The sequence below is a fragment of the Streptomyces sp. NPDC048211 genome, assembly GCF_043202315.1.
Classification (GTDB): Bacteria; Actinomycetota; Actinomycetes; order Streptomycetales; family Streptomycetaceae; genus Streptomyces.
The window spans coordinates 439,967-455,557 of sequence record NZ_JBIDAD010000006.1 but is presented as its reverse complement, the minus strand read 5'-3'; the positions used below and the strand labels follow the sequence as shown (position 1 = coordinate 455,557).

At 72.7% G+C, this 15,591-nt stretch carries 13 protein-coding genes; 5 read left to right on the top strand and 8 right to left on the bottom strand.

All coding sequences use genetic code 11. The features are described from left to right. Positions 1 to 104: 104 nt before the first annotated feature. The gene (locus ACGFZA_RS24310) at positions 105 to 968 is read left to right on the top strand and encodes an endonuclease/exonuclease/phosphatase family protein (RefSeq protein ID WP_385282181.1); all 864 of its coding nucleotides are present in this window, start codon (positions 105 to 107) and stop codon (positions 966 to 968) included. 24 nt (positions 969 to 992) lie between these two features. Here the strand turns inward: ACGFZA_RS24310 and ACGFZA_RS24305 are convergent, their stop codons facing one another. The 6 genes from ACGFZA_RS24305 to ACGFZA_RS24280 form a co-directional block, all read right to left on the bottom strand. After that, positions 993 to 3,170: an ArnT family glycosyltransferase gene (locus ACGFZA_RS24305; protein WP_393681821.1), complete on the bottom strand. Its 2,178-nt coding sequence runs from the start codon at positions 3,168 to 3,170 to the stop codon at positions 993 to 995. Beyond that, positions 3,167 to 4,534, bottom strand: a complete 1,368-nt coding sequence (locus ACGFZA_RS24300; RefSeq protein ID WP_385282185.1) for a glycosyltransferase — start codon at positions 4,532 to 4,534, stop codon at positions 3,167 to 3,169. The genes ACGFZA_RS24305 and ACGFZA_RS24300 overlap by 4 nt, the downstream gene beginning before the upstream one ends. Before the next feature lie 26 nt (positions 4,535 to 4,560). Next, on the bottom strand, positions 4,561 to 6,120 hold the full coding sequence (locus ACGFZA_RS24295; protein WP_393681945.1) for an ATP-binding protein: 1,560 nt from the start codon (positions 6,118 to 6,120) through the stop codon (positions 4,561 to 4,563). Between the two features lie 64 nt (positions 6,121 to 6,184). After that, the gene (locus ACGFZA_RS24290; RefSeq protein WP_393681818.1) at positions 6,185 to 6,925 is read right to left on the bottom strand and encodes a response regulator transcription factor; all 741 of its coding nucleotides are present in this window, start codon (positions 6,923 to 6,925) and stop codon (positions 6,185 to 6,187) included. 178 nt (positions 6,926 to 7,103) lie between these two features. Then, the gene (locus ACGFZA_RS24285) at positions 7,104 to 7,979 is read right to left on the bottom strand and encodes an amidohydrolase family protein (protein WP_393681816.1); all 876 of its coding nucleotides are present in this window, start codon (positions 7,977 to 7,979) and stop codon (positions 7,104 to 7,106) included. Positions 7,980 to 8,012: 33 nt separating this feature from the next. Continuing rightward, a complete protein-coding gene (locus ACGFZA_RS24280) occupies positions 8,013 to 8,948 on the bottom strand; it encodes a DUF2797 domain-containing protein (protein WP_393681943.1) in 936 nt (311 codons plus the stop codon). 211 nt (positions 8,949 to 9,159) lie between these two features. Here ACGFZA_RS24280 and ACGFZA_RS24275 point away from each other — a divergent pair, with 211 nt between their 5' ends. The 4 genes from ACGFZA_RS24275 (at position 9,160) to ACGFZA_RS24260 (ending at position 14,034) form a co-directional block, all read left to right on the top strand. Further along, a complete protein-coding gene (locus ACGFZA_RS24275; RefSeq protein WP_393681814.1) occupies positions 9,160 to 10,557 on the top strand; it encodes an FAD-binding oxidoreductase in 1,398 nt (465 codons plus the stop codon). Positions 10,558 to 10,603: 46 nt separating this feature from the next. Next, positions 10,604 to 11,584 carry a tetratricopeptide repeat protein gene (locus ACGFZA_RS24270; protein WP_393681812.1) on the top strand — a complete coding sequence of 327 codons (981 nt, stop codon included), beginning with the start codon at positions 10,604 to 10,606 and terminating at the stop codon, positions 11,582 to 11,584. Positions 11,585 to 11,739: 155 nt separating this feature from the next. After that, complete coding sequence (locus tag ACGFZA_RS24265) at positions 11,740 to 12,684, top strand: RNA polymerase sigma-70 factor (protein WP_393681810.1); 945 nt, start codon at positions 11,740 to 11,742, stop codon at positions 12,682 to 12,684. A 105-nt stretch (positions 12,685 to 12,789) separates the two neighbouring features. Then, entirely contained in the window at positions 12,790 to 14,034 is a 1,245-nt protein-coding gene (locus tag ACGFZA_RS24260) for an NAD(P)/FAD-dependent oxidoreductase (protein ID WP_393681808.1), read from the top strand. Positions 14,035 to 14,062: 28 nt separating this feature from the next. Here the strand turns inward: ACGFZA_RS24260 and ACGFZA_RS24255 are convergent, their stop codons facing one another. Both ACGFZA_RS24255 and ACGFZA_RS24250 read right to left on the bottom strand, forming a co-directional pair. After that, positions 14,063 to 14,251 carry a hypothetical protein gene (locus ACGFZA_RS24255; RefSeq protein ID WP_385282209.1) on the bottom strand — a complete coding sequence of 63 codons (189 nt, stop codon included), beginning with the start codon at positions 14,249 to 14,251 and terminating at the stop codon, positions 14,063 to 14,065. A gap of 86 nt (positions 14,252 to 14,337) precedes the next feature. Continuing rightward, entirely contained in the window at positions 14,338 to 15,426 is a 1,089-nt protein-coding gene (locus ACGFZA_RS24250) for a cell wall protein (protein WP_393681806.1), read from the bottom strand. Positions 15,427 to 15,591 lie beyond the last annotated feature (165 nt).

Below are 15,591 nucleotides of genomic sequence, written 5' to 3'. Positions count from 1 at the left end.
GTGTACAGGAAGACGCTGTACACCGTATAGCCGTGCATGAGCCACGTACAACCGACTTTCCCGCGGTACGGTGCGGTCGCTGATCCGACAAGGGCTGGAGTGGTATGTCACTGCGTCGTCGTACGGTGGAAGTCCTTCTGACCGCAGGCCTGTTGGGGGCGGCTCTCGCGCCGCCCGCGGCGGCTTCGGGGCACGGTCCGGGGCAGTTGGTGCCCCTGCGCGTCGCCACGTACAACATCCATGCGGGGGCCGGCATGGACAACGTCTTCGATCTCGACCGGCAGGTGGCCGAGCTCCGCTCGCTGGACGCGGACGTGATCGGACTCCAGGAGGTCGACGTCCACTGGGGCGACCGCAGCCAGGGCCGCGACCTCGCGGCCGAGCTGGCCGAACGCCTCGGCATGCAGGTGTCGTTCGCCCCGATCTACAGCCTCGATCCGGTGACGGCGGGCGCCCCGAGACGCGAGTTCGGCGTCGCGGTGCTGTCCCGGTACCGGATCGTGAGCGCGGAGAACCACGACATCACCCGGCTCTCCACCCAGGACCCGAACCCGGTCCCGGCGCCCGCGCCCGGCTTCGGCGAGGTGGTGCTGCGGGTGAGAGGGGTGCCCGTGCACGTGTACGCGACGCACCTCGACTACCGCGGTGACCCGTCCGTCCGGATCGCCCAGGTGGCCGACACCCGCCGGATCATGGCGCAGGACCAGCAGTCGGAGCGGCGGCCGGTCCACCAGATCCTGCTCGGCGACTTCAACGCGGCACCGGCCGCGCCGGAGCTGTCCCCGCTGTGGGAGACGCTCACCGATGTGGAGCCCGGCGGCCCCACCTACCCGGCGCTGAACCCGGTCCAGCGGATCGACTACGTGGCGGTCTCGAAGGACACCGTGCGGGTACGCGAAGCGGCGGTGGCCGAGACACTCGCCTCGGACCACCGCCCCGTTGTCGCCGACCTGTTGCTGCGGCGCTGAACCTCCCGGGTCCCGGCCCCGGCCTCAGCTGCTCGTCGGCTGCGTCAGGTCGTAGAAGGTCGCGCTGCCGGCGGTCACCTTCTTGAAGCTCTTCTCCACCCAGGCGGAGATCTGCGACGAGGTGCCGCTGCCGCCGCCCATGCCACCACCGCCGCCGGTGCCGCTGGAGATGAAGTAGTGGATCCGGCCGTCCTCGACGTACTTCTTGAACTGGGAGAGCGTCGGGGACGGGTCGCTCCCGTTGAAGCCGCCGATCGCCATCACCGGATCGCCGGTGGCGAGCTGGTAACTGGCGGCGTTCTGCGAGCCGATGGCCGCAGCGGCCCAGGTGAAGTCGTCCGCGTTCGCCGCGAGGAGCTTCTTCGCCGCGGCGTCGACGGTCGCGCCGTTGAGCAGACCGCCCATGCCACCGCCGCCGCCCCGGGCGCCTTCGCCCGTGCCGGGCATGGCGCCGGGCTGCTGCCCCTGCTGCGCCGTGCCGGTACCGCCCTGACCCGGCCGGCTGCCGGTCGGAGGCTGCCCGCCCCCGCCACCGGTCGGGGGCTGCCCCATACCGCCGCCCTGCTGGGTGCCCTGCCGGCCTCCCCCTCCCTGCTGGGTGCCCTGCCCGGGCGGCTGCATGCCGCCACCGCCGCCGGGACCACGGCCACCGCCGCCGCCCCCGCCGGGGCCGCCCATTCCGCCGGAGGACGGACCCGCGGTGACGATCGAACCCTGGTGCCCGGTGTTCAGCGTGCTCACGGTGTACGCGGCCGGCCCGGCCAGTGACGCGGCGAAGCCCAGCCCCACGGCGGCGAGCGCCAGTTGACGCCCCAGCCGGGACGCGAGCAGCAGGCCCAGCGCGCCGATGATCCCGGCGACGAGCACCGTCGGCCGCAGCCACGGCTGGTAGTCCGGGGTCCGCCCCAGGAGCACGTACGACCAGTAGGCCGTCACCGCCACCGTGACACCGAGCGTGGCACCCGCCCACCAGCGGGACCGCTCCTCCCACAGGACCGTGGACCCCATGCCGATCAGCGCCGCGAGGTAGGGGGCCAGGGCCACCGTGTAGTACTGGTGGAAGATGCCGGCCATGAAGCTGAACACGCCCGCGGTCATCAGCAGCGAGCTGCCCCAGGCGAGGAAGGCCGCCCGGGCCGTGTCCGTCCGCTTCGCCCTCCAGGTCAGCCAGACACCGGCGACCAGCAGGATCAGCGCGGCGGGCAGCAGCCAGGAGATCTGGCTGCCGATCTCGGAGTTGAACATGCGGCCGATGCCGGTCTCGCCCCACTGACCGCCGGCTCCACCGCCCCCGCCGCCGCCGACACTGCCGGTCTCCTCGCCGTTGATCCGGCCGAGCCCGTTGTAGCCGAAGGTCAGCTCCAGGAACGAGTTGTTCTGCGAGCCGCCGATGTACGGGCGCGAGGAGGCGGGCCACAGTTCGACGATCGCGACCCACCAGCCGCCGGCGACCGTCATCGCCAGGGCCGAGAGGCCCAGCTGGCCGAACCGCTTGCGTACGGAGACCGGCGCGAACACCGCGTACAGCACCGCGAGCGGTGGCAGGATCAGGAACGCCTGGAGGGTCTTGGACAGGAACGCCAGACCGACGGCGACGCCCGCCCAGACCAGCCACGTGGTCCGGCCGTTCTCCATCGCGCGCAGCACGCAGTAGACGGTGACGGTCATCAGCAGCGCGAGCAGCGCGTCCGGGTTGTTGAACCGGAACATCAGCGCGGCGACGGGCGTGAGCGCGAACACCGCCATGGTGATCAGCCCGGCGGCGGCGCTGAACCGGCGGCGTACGGAGGCGTAGAGCACCCCTGCCGTGGCCGCGGCCATCAGCACCTGCGGGGCGAGGATCGCCCAGGAGTGCAGGCCGAAGATCCGCACCGACAGGGCCATCGGCCACAGGGTGGCCGGGGGCTTGTCCACGGTGATGGCGTTCGCCGAGTCCAGCGAACCGAAGAAGAACGCCTTCCAGCTCTGGCTGCCGGCCTGGACGGCGGCGGAGTAGAAGGAGTTCGCGTAGCCGGAGGAGCTGAGGTTCCACAGGTACGCCAGCGTGATGACCAGCAGCAGGGACAGGAAGGCCGGGCGCACCCAGCGGGGGTCCTCGGCCCGGCCGCGCCACGCGCGGTGCGGCAGCGAGCCGCCCGTCCGTCCGTGGCTCGGCGAGCCCGCCGCGTGGGGCGGGGCCGGGAGGTGGTCGAGCGTGGTCATCGGACGTTCCTCAGTTCGTGGTGGGTGTCGTCGGCCGGTACGACGGCCTGGCGGGACGCCGCCGCGTCCACCGGTACCGCGGGGGCGTGCGCGGGGCGGGCCGCGTCACCGCCCCGGTCGCGGTCCGGGAAGACCCAGGCGCGGAAGAGCAGGAACCGCAGCACCGTCGCCGCGAGGTTGGCCGCGATCAGCACGGCGAGTTCGGTGCCGTGCGAGGGCGAACCCGACGCCGCTCCGAGGGCGGCGAGCGAACCGCTGGTCAGCACCAGGCCGATGGCGAAGACCACGAGGCCCTGCGCCTGGTGGCGTACGGCCCCGCCCCGGCCGCGTACACCGAAGGTGAGCCTGCGGTTCGCCGCCGTGTTGGCCACGGCCGATACGAGCAGCGCGCCGCCGTTGGCGATCTGCGGTCCGACGCCCTGCCGGAAGAGCGAGTACAGGACCAGGTAGGCGAGCGTCGAGAGGGCTCCCACGGCGCAGAACCCGACCAGCTGCCGGGCCAGTCCGCGCGGCACCCCGCCGATCCCGCGGTCGCGCGGGTCGTCGCCGAAGGGCCGCGCGAGACGGTCCAGCGGCAGCGCGCCGACGGCCAGCGCCCGGCCCACCCGCCACACCCCTTTCAGGTCCTCGGTGGCGGTCCGCACGATGTGGACCGTCGAGTCCGGGTCGTCGACCCAGTCGACCGGCACCTCGTGGATGCGCAGCCCGGCCCGCTCGGCGAGCACCAGCATCTCGGTGTCGAAGAACCAGCCGGTGTCCTCGACCATCGGCAGCAGCCGCTGCGCGACCTCGCGCCGGATCGCCTTGAACCCGCACTGGGCGTCGCTGAACCGGGCGGCCAGCGACGAGCGCAGGATGATGTTGTAGGCCCGCGAGATGAACTCCCGCTTCGTCCCCCGCACCACCCGCGAACTGCGCGCGAGACGCGAGCCGATGGCCAGGTCCGAATGCCCGGAGATCAGCGGGGCGACCAGCGGGAGCAGCGCGTTGAGGTCGGTGGACAGGTCCACGTCCATGTAGGCGAGGACCGGGGCGTCGGAGTGCGACCAGACGGTACGCAGCGCCCGCCCGCGGCCCTTCTCCTCCAGCCGGTACGAGACCACCCCGGGCAGCGAGCGGGCCAGCCGCCGCGCCACCTCGGGGGTCCGGTCGGTGCTCGCGTTGTCCGCGACGGTGATCCGGAAGGCGTAGGGGAAGGTGCGCGCGAGATGGTCGTGCAGCCGCAGTACACACGGCTCCAGGTCCTTCTCCTCGTTGTAGACGGGGACCACCACATCGAGTACGGGGGCACCTGCCGCATCGCCCGCGCCGGCCAGGAGGTGGTCCCGGGCCGGCAAGGTGCTCCAAGGAGTGTCGGTTCGCATGACATCGACACTCGCCAACCGCGCTGTCACACCCGTGTGGTGCGCCTGTGGTTGGACTGTGAGGAGGAAGGAACGCTCTCGCGCGCTTCTCCCGGATGCCCGGGATCCGCCGGCAGATGAACGGCGAACACCGTGTCCCCGGGCACCGAACGCACCTCGACGACGCCGCCGTGCGCGACGACGACGGCCTGCACGATGGCGAGCCCGAGCCCCGTCGACCCGGCGTGCCGGGACCGCGAGGCGTCTCCGCGGGCGAACCGTTCGAAGACGTGCGGCAGCAGCTCCGGAGGGATGCCGGGCCCGTTGTCCCGGATCTCCAGCGTCACCCAGGGATGTCCGGCCTCCGCGAGCACGCGCGCCGTGACCGTGGTCCCGGGCGGGGTGTGCGTACGGGCGTTGGCCAGCAGGTTGACCAGCACCTGCTGAAGCCTGGTCGGGTCGGCACGTACGGTCGCGGGCACCTCGGGAAGTTCCAGCCGCCAGTGGTGGAGGGGGCCCGCCCCGTCCACCGTGGCCGCCCGGCCCGCGACGCGTGCGTCACTGGTGGCCGCCCGGCCCGCGACGCGTGCGTCACTCACCGCGTCTATGACGAGCGGGGAGAGATCGGTGCTCTCGTAACTGAGCGGCCGGCCCGCGTCCAGCCGGGCGAGCAGCAGCAGATCCTCCACCATGCCCGTCATGCGCTGCGCCTCGGACTCGATCCGTCCCAGTGCGTGGCGGGTGTCGGGGCCGGTGTTCTCCCGCCCGCGCCGGGTGAGCTCGGCGTACCCGCGGATCGAGGCGAGGGGGGTGCGCAGCTCGTGGCTGGCGTCGGCGACGAACTGGCGCACCCGCATCTCGCTCTTCTGCCGCGCGTCCAGGGCCGAACCGACGTGGCCCAGCATCCGGTTGAGGGCGGCGCCGACCTGGCCGACCTCGGTACGCGGATCGGCCTCGGCGTCCGGAACGCGTTCGAGGAGGGCGACCTCGCCACTGTGGAGCGGGAGTTCGGAGACGCGCGTCGCGGTGGCGGCGACCCGGCGCAGCGGCCGCAGGGCGACCGTGACCATGGCGGCGCCCGCGATCCCGGCGGCGATCAGTCCGGCGCCGGTGACGCAGACCTCGACGAGGATCAGGGTGTTGAGGGCGCCGCTCACCTCCGAGGTCGGGATGCCGACCAGGACGGTCGTGCCGTCGCTCGCGGGGGCCGTGGCCTGCACGCGGTAGCCGCCCAGTCCGGGCAGTTCGACGTCGTGCGCCTCACCGTCCGCGGGGACGTGGGCCGCCTCCAGCGCGGCCGTCTGCGCACCGGTCAGCGCCTCGGTGTTCTCCGAGGCCTCGGCACCGCCGCCCTTGGCCACGGCCGAATCGGTGACGTCGCCGCCCGCGGTGAGCGCGCCGAACGTCTTGAGGGGCTGGCCGCCGCCCATGCCGACGAAGCCCAGCGGGTCCTTGTCCTTGGGCCCCCCGGGCGCGGGCGTACCCGGCATCCGGTCGGCCCGCATGGTGAGTTCGCGCAGCTGGCCGTCGAGCTTGCCGTACATGTAGGTGTGGAAGGCGATGGCGGTGACCGTGCCGATCACGGCCGCGACGACCGCGATCAGCATCACCGAGGAGACGGCCAGCCGGGTCCGCAGCGTCCACGGCCTCTTCGTCAGCCGTTTCACGCGGCTACTCACCGGGCTTGATGAGGTATCCCGCCCCGCGCCGGGTGTGGATCATCGGAGTCCGGCCCGCGTCGATCTTCTTGCGCAGGTACGAGATGTAGAGCTCGACGACGTTGGCCTGACCGCCGAAGTCGTAGTTCCAGACCCGGTCCAGGATCTGCGCCTTGCTCAGCACCCGGCGCGGGTTGCGCATCAGGAAGCGCAGCAGCTCGAACTCGGTCGCGGTGAGGTGGATGTTGGCTCCGCCCCGGCTCACCTCGTGGCTGTCCTCGTCCAGCATCAGGTCGCCGACGACGAGCGTCGACTCGCTGCGGACCGCCGCCGTGCCGGACCTGCGGATCAGCCCGCGCAGCCGGGCGACGACCTCCTCCAGGCTGAACGGCTTGGTGACGTAGTCGTCGCCGCCGGCCGTGAGCCCGGCGATCCGGTCCTCCACGGAGTCCCGGGCGGTCAGGAAGAGCACGGGCACCTCGGAGAGCTCCCGGCGCAGCCTGCTGAGCACGGCGAGCCCGTCCATGTCGGGAAGCATCACATCGAGGATCACCGCGTCCGGCCGGAAGTCCCGGGCCGTACGCAGCGCACCGGCACCGTCCCCCGCGCTGCGGACCTCCCAGCCCTCGTAGCGAAGCGCCATGGAGAGCAGCTCGGCCAGCGGAGCCTCGTCGTCCACGACCAGCACCCGGACGGGGGTCCGGTCCGGCCTGAGCAGTTCGGTACGCCCCTGGGGCGAGGTCGTCATCGTCATGCCTCAACCCTCTGAGACGCCCCTGAGAGAGTTCTTTCCCGATTCTGTGAATTCCCTGAGAAAGCGAGCGGGGAGGCCCGGCTGCCGCGTCGGTTCGGGCGGGCCGGACGGGGCCGCGTCGCTTCAGAGGGCCGTCCCGGGGTGCCTCGGACCGCCCCGGGCTGCCTCGGATCGCCTCTCAGCGGGCGAAGAGGGCGTCCGCGTTGTCGTGGCAGACCGCGCGCAGCCAGTCGTCCCCGAGCCCCAGCCGCTCCAGTGCGTGCAGCTGGTGGGCGTACGGATACGGGATGTTCGGGAAGTCCGTCCCCAGCAGGATCCGGTCCCCGAGCGCCGCGAGCCGCCCGCGCTCCGCCACCGGAAACGGGATGATCTCCTCCGTGAAGTCGGTGAACGTCATCGTCGTGTCGAGCCGCACCTCCCGGTACGTCTCGGCGAGCGCCAGGAACTCCGCGTACTCCGGCATCCCCATGTGCGCCACGACCAGCCGCAGCCGGGGGTGCCGGGCGAGCAGCCGGGCGACGGGTTCCGGCCCCGTGTACCTGCCGGGCGCGGGCCCGGACCCGCAGTGGATGACCACCGGGATGCCGGCCTCGGCGAGCAGCCCCCAGACGGGCTCCAGCAGCGGGTCGTTCGGGTCGTAGTCCCCGACCTGGATGTGCGACTTGAACACCCGGGCCCCTGCCTCGACGGCCTCCGCCGCGTACTTCTCGACGCCCTCCTCGGGGAAGAAGGTCGCGGTGTGCAGGCAGTCGGGCACCCGGGCCGCGAAGTCGGCCGCCCAGCCGTTCAGCCAGGCCGCCATGCCCGCCTTGTGCGGGTAGAGCATCGAGGTGAACCGGAGTACGCCGAACGACCGGAGCAGCGCGAGCCGCTCCTCCTCCTCGTGCCGGTAGGCGATCGGCCACTCCCGCCCGATCCGCGGACCGACCGCGTCGAAGTACGCCCAGACCTTGCGCAGCACCTGCTCCGGCATGAAGTGCGTATGGACGTCGATGAGCCCGGGCAGCCCGAGCCGTTCCCAGAACCGCACCACGTCGTCGCGATCGTCACTCATCAGGCGCTCCTCCTTCGGGAGTCTCCGACGATCTCAGAACAGGCCGCCCTGCGAAGCGCCGCCCCCTACGACGACGGTCGGCACGCTCACGCCGGTGCCCGCACCCGCCGCCGTCAGGTCCCAGCCGGTCATCAGCCGGGTGTCCACGACGACGACCCCGCCCGCCCCCGTGTCCGCCCTCCCCGTGTCCAGATGCAGATCCGGCCCGGCCGCCGCGACGAGCCGCCCGGCGACCACGCCGCCGTCCACCAGCCCGGTCACCGCACGCACCACCCCGCCACCACCCGCCGCGGCCTCCCCGTCGTCCACCGTCACGGCCGGCCGGTCGATCCCGAAGAGCCCCGCATGGTCGACGGCCTCGAACGGCAGCCGCTCCAGCGCCTCGGGCCGGCCGCCCGCGTCGAGCGCCACCGCCCGCCCGTACAGCTCCGCCACCTCACCGGCCCGCTCCGCCGGCCCCGGAAGTTCCCCGCGCACCGCCCGCTTGCGCGCGTACGGAATCCGGTCCGGCACTCCGAGCGCGGTCCGCAGCACCTCCTCGGCCCGCCGCGCCGCCATCAACGGCCCCCGCCCCAGCCAGCTGAAGACGACCGCCCCCTGCTCCCGCAGCCGGGCCGCCCCCCGCTCCTCGGCGGTGATCCCGACCTTCACCATCCCGGCCCCGAACCAGGCGAGATACACGCGGTACGTACGCGGATCGTCGGGAATCGTGTCGGCGGCCACCGAATGCGCCCGGTCCAGCCGCCCGCACTCCGCACAGCGCGCACCCGCACTCCGCTCCGGAACGGGCGCCGCCACCGGGCAGGCGTTCCCCCGCGCCCCGATGCAGGTCCGCCTGCCCGAGGCCCGGAACCCGAGCTCGGTCCCGTACGCCAGGGCGCTCCCCCGCACCTGCGGGCCCTTCCGCCACCCGAGCACGGGCCCGTCGGACCCCTCGGGCCAGCGAAGGCCGGTGCACTGCCAATCCATGCGCGGACTCCCGGACTTCTGGACGTGGATACGGACGGTGGCTACGGGCGGCAGGGCGGGGGCCTCGGGGCGGGGCGTCGGGTCGGGGTGGGGCGGGGCGGGGCGGGGCGGATACGAACCCGTCATGCTCCCACACATGGCCCCTCATTGTGATCTGCGTCACACTGGAAGGTGGCGGGTCGATCCCAGGATCCTTCAGAGGTGTTCCACCATGACCAGCATCGACGGCACTGCTCTCGACAGCCTGCGCACGACGTTGCGGGGATCTGTCGTCACGCCGGGGGACGCGGAGTACGACGAGACACGCAGCCTGTACAACGCCATGATCGACCGGCGCCCCGCGGCCGTCGCCCGGTGCACGGATGTGGCGGACGTACGGGCCACCCTCGCTTTCGCCCAGGACGCGGGCATCGAACTGGCCGTACGCGGCGGCGGCCACAGCGGGCCGGGCCTGTGCCTGGTCGAGGGAGGTCTGACCCTGGACCTGTCCCCCATGCGCGGGGTACGCGTGGACCCCGAGGCGCGCACGGCGCAGGTGGCGGGCGGCGGCCAACTCGGCGATCTGGACCACGCCACCCACACCTTCGGCCTCGGCGTACCGGCCGGAATCATGTCGACCACGGGCGTGGGCGGCCTCACGCTGGGCGGCGGGCACGGTTATCTGACCCGCGCCCACGGCCTCACGATCGACAGCCTGCTCGCCGCGGACGTCGTCCTGGCGGACGGCACCTTCGTCACCGCCTCCCCGACGGAACACCCCGACCTGTTCTGGGCCCTGCGGGGCGGCGGCGGCAACTTCGGCGTGGTCACCTCGTTCGCCTACGACCTCCACCCGGTGGACACGGTCGGCGTGGCGGTGACCGTGTGGCCGGTCGAGCGCACGGCCGAGGTACTGCGCTGGTACCGCGACTTCCTGCCCGCCGCACCGGACGACCTCTACGGCTTCTTCGCCCTCCTGGCCGTGCCGCCCGCGCCTCCGTTCCCGGAGGAGATCCACGGGCAGAAGATGTGCGGCGTCGTCTGGTGCTACACGGGCGACCTGGCGGAAGGCCGCCTGGAGGAAAGGCTCTCGGCGGTCAACGACCCGGCGCCCCCGGCCTTCCACTTCACCAGCCCCATGCCGTACCCCATCCTCCAGACCATGTTCGACGGCCTGATCCCCAAGGGGCTGCAGTGGTACTGGCGTGGCGACTTCTTCGACGCCGTCTCCGACGAGGCGATCGAGGTGCACGCGAAGTACGGCCGCAACCTCCCGACCGGCCTGTCGACGATGCACCTGTACCCGGTGGACGGAGCGGCCCACCGCGTCGGTCCCGACGAAACCGCCTGGGCCTACCGGGACGCCGTGTGGTCCGGCGTCATCGCCGGCATCGACCCCGATCCCGCCAACGCCGAGGTGATCCGGCAGTGGTGCGTGGACTACTGGACGGAGCTGCACCCGCACTCGATGGGCGGCGCGTACATCAACTTCCTCGGCGAGGGCGAGGCCCCGGACCGCGTCCGGTCGACCTACCGCGGCACGTACGACCGGCTGGCCGCGGTCAAGCGCACCTACGACCCGGACAACTTCTTCCGCGCCAACCAGAACATCGCGCCGGCCGCGGCGTGAAGAACCCCCATCGCTCCCCCGGCCCGGCCGTGGTTATTCTCCGGCCATGTCGAATCAGTCGGTGGCCGCGGGCGTCACTCTCGCCGGTGTCCTGGCGCACTGCGGCGGAGATCCCGTGGGCGCCGTGAAGTTGCTGGTGGGGTCCATGGCGTCCGCGCCCGCCGCCCCGGAGCCCTATGCGGCCCTCGCCGATCTGCGGCAGGCCCGGCAGGCGGAGCTGAAGGCGGGGCTCGAAGCGGACGGCTCCTTGGGCACGGTGCCGGCACAGGCGTATCTCCTGTTCCTGGAAGGGGACATGGACAACGCGGTGATGGCCCTGGGCTCGGTCACCGGGGTGAGGCCCGGCGTACCGTGGGGCGCTGCCCCGTGGTTCGGCGATGCGCGTTTCCTGGAGACGGTGAGCGCCGGGGCTCTGGCCGAGGCTTGTCTGCGGGCCCTGGACTACGGCCACGACCTGGACAGCGACGCGATGCGTGAGCGGTTCGCGCCCTGGTGCCATGCCATCGACCGGGTCTCCCGGCGCAGTCCGGTGCCGGAGTCGCTGGCCGCCATGGCCCGGCTGCCACGGGCCTGCGGCCGCTACGGGCTCTCCTTCGCCCTGTGCGACCGCGCCGATGCCGTCGAACGGGTCATGTGGACCGAGGTGGCGCGAGCGAACACCTGGCGTGCCGCAGGGGACCTGGACCGGGCCGCGGCGGCCTTCGAGGACGCCCTGACCCTGGACCCCCGCAACTGGTCCCTCCACCTGGACCTCGGCGACGTGCGTGCCGAACAGGGCGACTTCGCCGCGGCTGAGGCCATGGCCCAACAGGGCCTGCGGCACGAACCGCAGCAGATCTCCCTGCGCGTGGCGGCGGCGGCCTACCGCACGCGTCTGTCCGGCTCGTCCGACGACCTGCGGGCCCTGGCCGCCCTGGCACCGGAGCTCCCGGACACCTCCTACCGGGGCCTGCTGATCGGTTACGCGTGCGCGGGCCCGGGACTGCCCCCGGACCTCGTGGCCGAGGTCCGGGGCACCCGGAACTGACGGACCGCACACCTCTCAGGACCGGCGGTACGCGCCGCCGGAACCGACGGCACACCGCTCAGGACCGGCGGTACGCCGAGGGCGCGAGGACCGACGCCGTGCCGCGCCACCACGCCCTACCGCCCGTCCCGCCCGCGGGCGTTAGGATCCGGGCCATGCCCCTGACCGTGCAGGACGTGGAGCGGTTCGAGGCCTCCAGGCCCCGCCTGGAGGCCATCGCCTACCGCCTCCTCGGGTCCGCGAGCGAGGCCGAGGACGCCGTGCAGGACACGTTCCTGCGCTGGCAGGCCACCGACGTGGACCGGATCGAGGTCCCCGAGGCCTGGCTGACGAAGGCCCTCACCAACCTGTGCCTCAACCAGCTCACCTCGGCCCGCGCCCGGCGCGAGATGTACGTGGGCCAGTGGCTCCCAGAGCCACTGCTCGCCGGGGACCCGATGCTCGGGCCCGCCGACACCGCGGAGCAGCGCGACTCGGTCTCGTACGCGGTTCTCACCCTCATGGAGCGGCTCTCGCCCAACGAGCGGGCGGTGTACGTCCTGCGGGAGGCCTTCGGCTACCCGCACCGGGAGATCGCCGAGATCCTCGACATCTCCGAGGCCGCCGCCCAGCAGGTCTTCCACCGGGCCAAGAAGCACATCGCACACGGCAGGACCCGCAGCGAGATCGACGAGGCGGCCGCCCGGCGGATCGTCGAGGAGTTCCTCACGGCCGCCACCACCGGCCGGACCGAGCCGCTCGTGCGGCTGCTCACCGAGGACGCCGTCGCGATCGGCGACGGCGGCGGCAAGGTCCCGGCCCGCGCCAAGGCGTTCGAGGGTGCCCTCGCGGTCGCGAAGTTCATGCGCGGCCTGTTCAAACCCAGCAAGGCCAAGCGCGACATCGCCGGCGGCTCTCCCGAGGTCCACGTCACGACCGCCAACGGCCTCCCCGCCGTCGTGGCGGTCCTCGACGGCCGGGTCATCGGCGTGATGTGCCTGGAGATCACCGCCGAGGGCATCGCCGCGTTCCGCAACCAGGTCAACCCCGACAAACTCGAACGCGCGACCCGGCGCTGGGCGGCGTCCGACCACGGAGAACCCCTGTTCAGCGCGTTCTGACCGCACTGCGACCGCGTTGTGATGCGGCTCACACTCCCCACCTGTCAGGAAACGGCGGGCTGCCCGGTTCAAGGGGCGGAAACCGCGCGAGACAGGAGCAGGGAAATGCAGCAGCAGCACCGCATCATCGTCCTCGGCGCCGGATACTCGGGAGCCATCGCCGCCGGCCGCCTCGCCAAGCGGCTGCGTCGCGAGGACGTCGCCATCACTCTCGTCAACGCCGAACCCGACTTCGTCGAGCGCGTCCGGATGCACCAGCTGGCGGTCGGCCAGGAGCTGACCAGCAGGCCCTTCAGCGAGATGTTCGCGGGCACCGGCGTCGCACTGAAGTACGCGAAGGTGACCGGCATCGACGCCGACCGCAAGCACGTCACCGTCGTGGACGCGAACGGCGGGGAGGGCGGCGCGGGTGACGGCCCGGGGGACGGCGCCGAGGAACTGCCGTACGACACCCTCGTGTACGCCCTCGGCAGCGGCTGGAACAGCCAGGGCGTCCCCGGCAGCGCCGAACACGCCCACGAGATCGCCGGCCGCCCCGGCGCACTCCGGCTGCGCGAACGCCTCGCCGGCCTGGACGCGGGTCAGCGGGTCCTCGTCATCGGCGGCGGCCTCACCGGCCTGGAGGCCGCGACCGAGTTCGCCGAGGCCCGCCCGGACCTCGACATCGCCCTCGCCGTCCGGGGCGGACTCGGCGACACGCTCTCCCCCAAGGGCCGCGGGCACCTGCGGAAGGTCTTCGACAAGCTCGGCATCACCGTGCACGAGCACACCGCCGTCACCGAGGTGGCGCCCGGCCACGTGACGACCGCGGACGGCACCACCATCCCCGCCTCCGTCACCGTCTGGACCGCCGGCTTCGCGGTCCACCCGATCGCCGAGGCCACCACACTGGAGGTCTCCGGCACCGGCCAGATCGTGGTCGACGCGACCATGCGTTCGCTCTCGCACCCCGACGTGTACGCCATCGGCGACGCGGCCCTGGTGGCGGGCCCCGGCGACAAACCGCTCCGGATGTCCTGCGCCTCGGGCGTCCCCACCGCATGGCAGGCCGCCGACGCCATCGCGGCCCGCCTGACGGGCACGAAGCTGCCGACGACCGCGCTCCGCTACTTCAACCAGTGCATCTCGCTGGGCCGCAGGGAAGGCCTCATCCAGTACGTCACCGCCGACGACCGCGCGGTGAGTGCGGCCCTGACCGGCCGACTGGCCGCCGTCTACAAGGAGCTGGTCTGCAAGGGCGCGGCCTGGGGCGTCGCCCACCCCACCCTCGGCCTCCCGACCCGGCGCCGACCGGTCGTCCGGACCGAGCAGCAGCCCCAGAAGGCCGCGGTCGCCGGCGCCGAAGCCTGACGGACGCGAGGCCCCCGGGCACAGCGGCTCATCGCTTCTGTGCCCGGTACTTCTTGAGCAGAGCGGTGATCTGCGCGTAGCCGGCGCCCCTGTTCAGCGCCGCGAGAAGATCATCGGGGCAGAGCTCATAGTGATCGCCCCACCAACGGCCGCCCCTGTTGTCCCAGATGCGGTACCCACCCGGCACCCCTCTGGCCACATACCGTCGTCGGCTCACGCCGCATCACCGCCCCCGTTCACTTCTCTACCGGCGGCACCGTACCGGCTGTCGCAGCCACCGGAAACGCCGCGCTCCGGGGCGGTTCATTCGCGCCGGACGGCAACCGGACGCGCCCCGGTGAACTCGTACAGCAGCACCTCGTCCACGAGCCGGTTCGTGTAGAGACGGCGGGTATCCCGCCCGCCGAGGTTCTCCAGCGCGGCAAGCACCAGCCCCGGGTCCGAAGCGGCCGCCGAGCGCAGCTGGACGACTTCTTCGCGGGTCAGCCCTTCGATGCCGTACGACGGTCCGTCGGCGCCCACCACGGCCCACGGCTCCCCCACGTCGGCCATGGCCCGGTGGAATGCCTCGGACGGGTCTGTACGCCCATGGGCCGCAGCCTCCTCACGGTCACGTGCCAGCGCTGCGGTGATCCACGCCGCCGGGCGTACCGGCCGCCAGCCGACGGCCAATCCGGTCAGCTCGGCCGCGATGTCCCGGGCGTCGAGGCCCCGGTCGATGAGCGGGCGCAGGGCGTAAGCGAGGCGGCGGAGCCCCTCGTGCTGGGTCCAGGCGACGAGCGGCCGCACCTGCCGGGCGACGGCGATGTCCCGCGCAACCCGTAACGGCGACCGCCGCACCGCACGCTCGGACGACACGCGCCCGCGCGAGGTGTAGTTCACCTTCCCCCTCATCCCAGCCCTGCGTACGTCGTGGTCGGGCCCGGAAGAATGGGGCGCACGATCGCCTGAACTGCGTTTTCCCGCAAGCAGTTTGTCCACGGTCCGGGATCTCGCCCGTACGTCCCCCACGGCGCGCTCCCGGCCCGCATCCGTCACCCCGCACACCCGCGCCCCATAGCCTGCGCCCTCCAGGCGGTGCCCCATCGCGGCGTCGTACACGGCCGGAATCGTCGCCGCGTAGACCGTCGCCGTACCCGCGTAACGGCGTCCGGGCAGGTGCAGATTCCGCTTCGTCCCATGCCGCCGCCACACCAGGGCCCCCAGCTCCCGTAACACCCGGACGTGCCGTTTCACCGTCGCCACCGACACCCCGCACCGGGCGGCGGTCCCCTCCAGGTCGTACAGCACGAAGCCGAGCCGGTAGTCCATCCGCCCGGCCAGATCCCGCGCGACGGCCAGCGTCGTCGACCCTGCCCGGCCGTGCAGGCCCGACTCGACGAGCCACACCACAGCCCGCAGCCAGGCACTCGGCCGGGCGCTCCGGGATGCAGTCGCGTCGAGCTCCTGGAGAGGGCGGGGAACGGGGGTCCATGCCGGATCCGGGCATGCCGGAGAAGCGCAGCACGAAGCCGCGCCGATTGGTTGGCGCATCACAGTCCGTGGGTGAGGGGCGGC

Bases quoted from the DNA above. Each gene is read 5' to 3' on its own strand.
- ACGFZA_RS24295 (WP_393681945.1), bottom strand. From the start codon at position 6,120: ATGCTGATCGCGGTCGTCGCGGCCGTGATCGGCACGGTCACCGCCATC.
- ACGFZA_RS24260 (WP_393681808.1), top strand. From the start codon at position 12,790: ATGCAGCAGCAGCACCGCATCATCGTCCTCGGCGCCGGATACTCGGGA.
- ACGFZA_RS24285 (WP_393681816.1), bottom strand. From the start codon at position 7,979: ATGAGTGACGATCGCGACGACGTGGTGCGGTTCTGGGAACGGCTCGGG.
- ACGFZA_RS24300 (WP_385282185.1), bottom strand. From the start codon at position 4,534: ATGCGAACCGACACTCCTTGGAGCACCTTGCCGGCCCGGGACCACCTC.
- ACGFZA_RS24280 (WP_393681943.1), bottom strand. From the start codon at position 8,948: ATGGATTGGCAGTGCACCGGCCTTCGCTGGCCCGAGGGGTCCGACGGG.
- ACGFZA_RS24275 (WP_393681814.1), top strand. From the start codon at position 9,160: ATGACCAGCATCGACGGCACTGCTCTCGACAGCCTGCGCACGACGTTG.
- ACGFZA_RS24310 (WP_385282181.1), top strand. From the start codon at position 105: ATGTCACTGCGTCGTCGTACGGTGGAAGTCCTTCTGACCGCAGGCCTG.
- ACGFZA_RS24265 (WP_393681810.1), top strand. From the start codon at position 11,740: ATGCCCCTGACCGTGCAGGACGTGGAGCGGTTCGAGGCCTCCAGGCCC.
- ACGFZA_RS24270 (WP_393681812.1), top strand. From the start codon at position 10,604: ATGTCGAATCAGTCGGTGGCCGCGGGCGTCACTCTCGCCGGTGTCCTG.
- ACGFZA_RS24305 (WP_393681821.1), bottom strand. From the start codon at position 3,170: ATGACCACGCTCGACCACCTCCCGGCCCCGCCCCACGCGGCGGGCTCG.
- ACGFZA_RS24290 (WP_393681818.1), bottom strand. From the start codon at position 6,925: ATGACGATGACGACCTCGCCCCAGGGGCGTACCGAACTGCTCAGGCCG.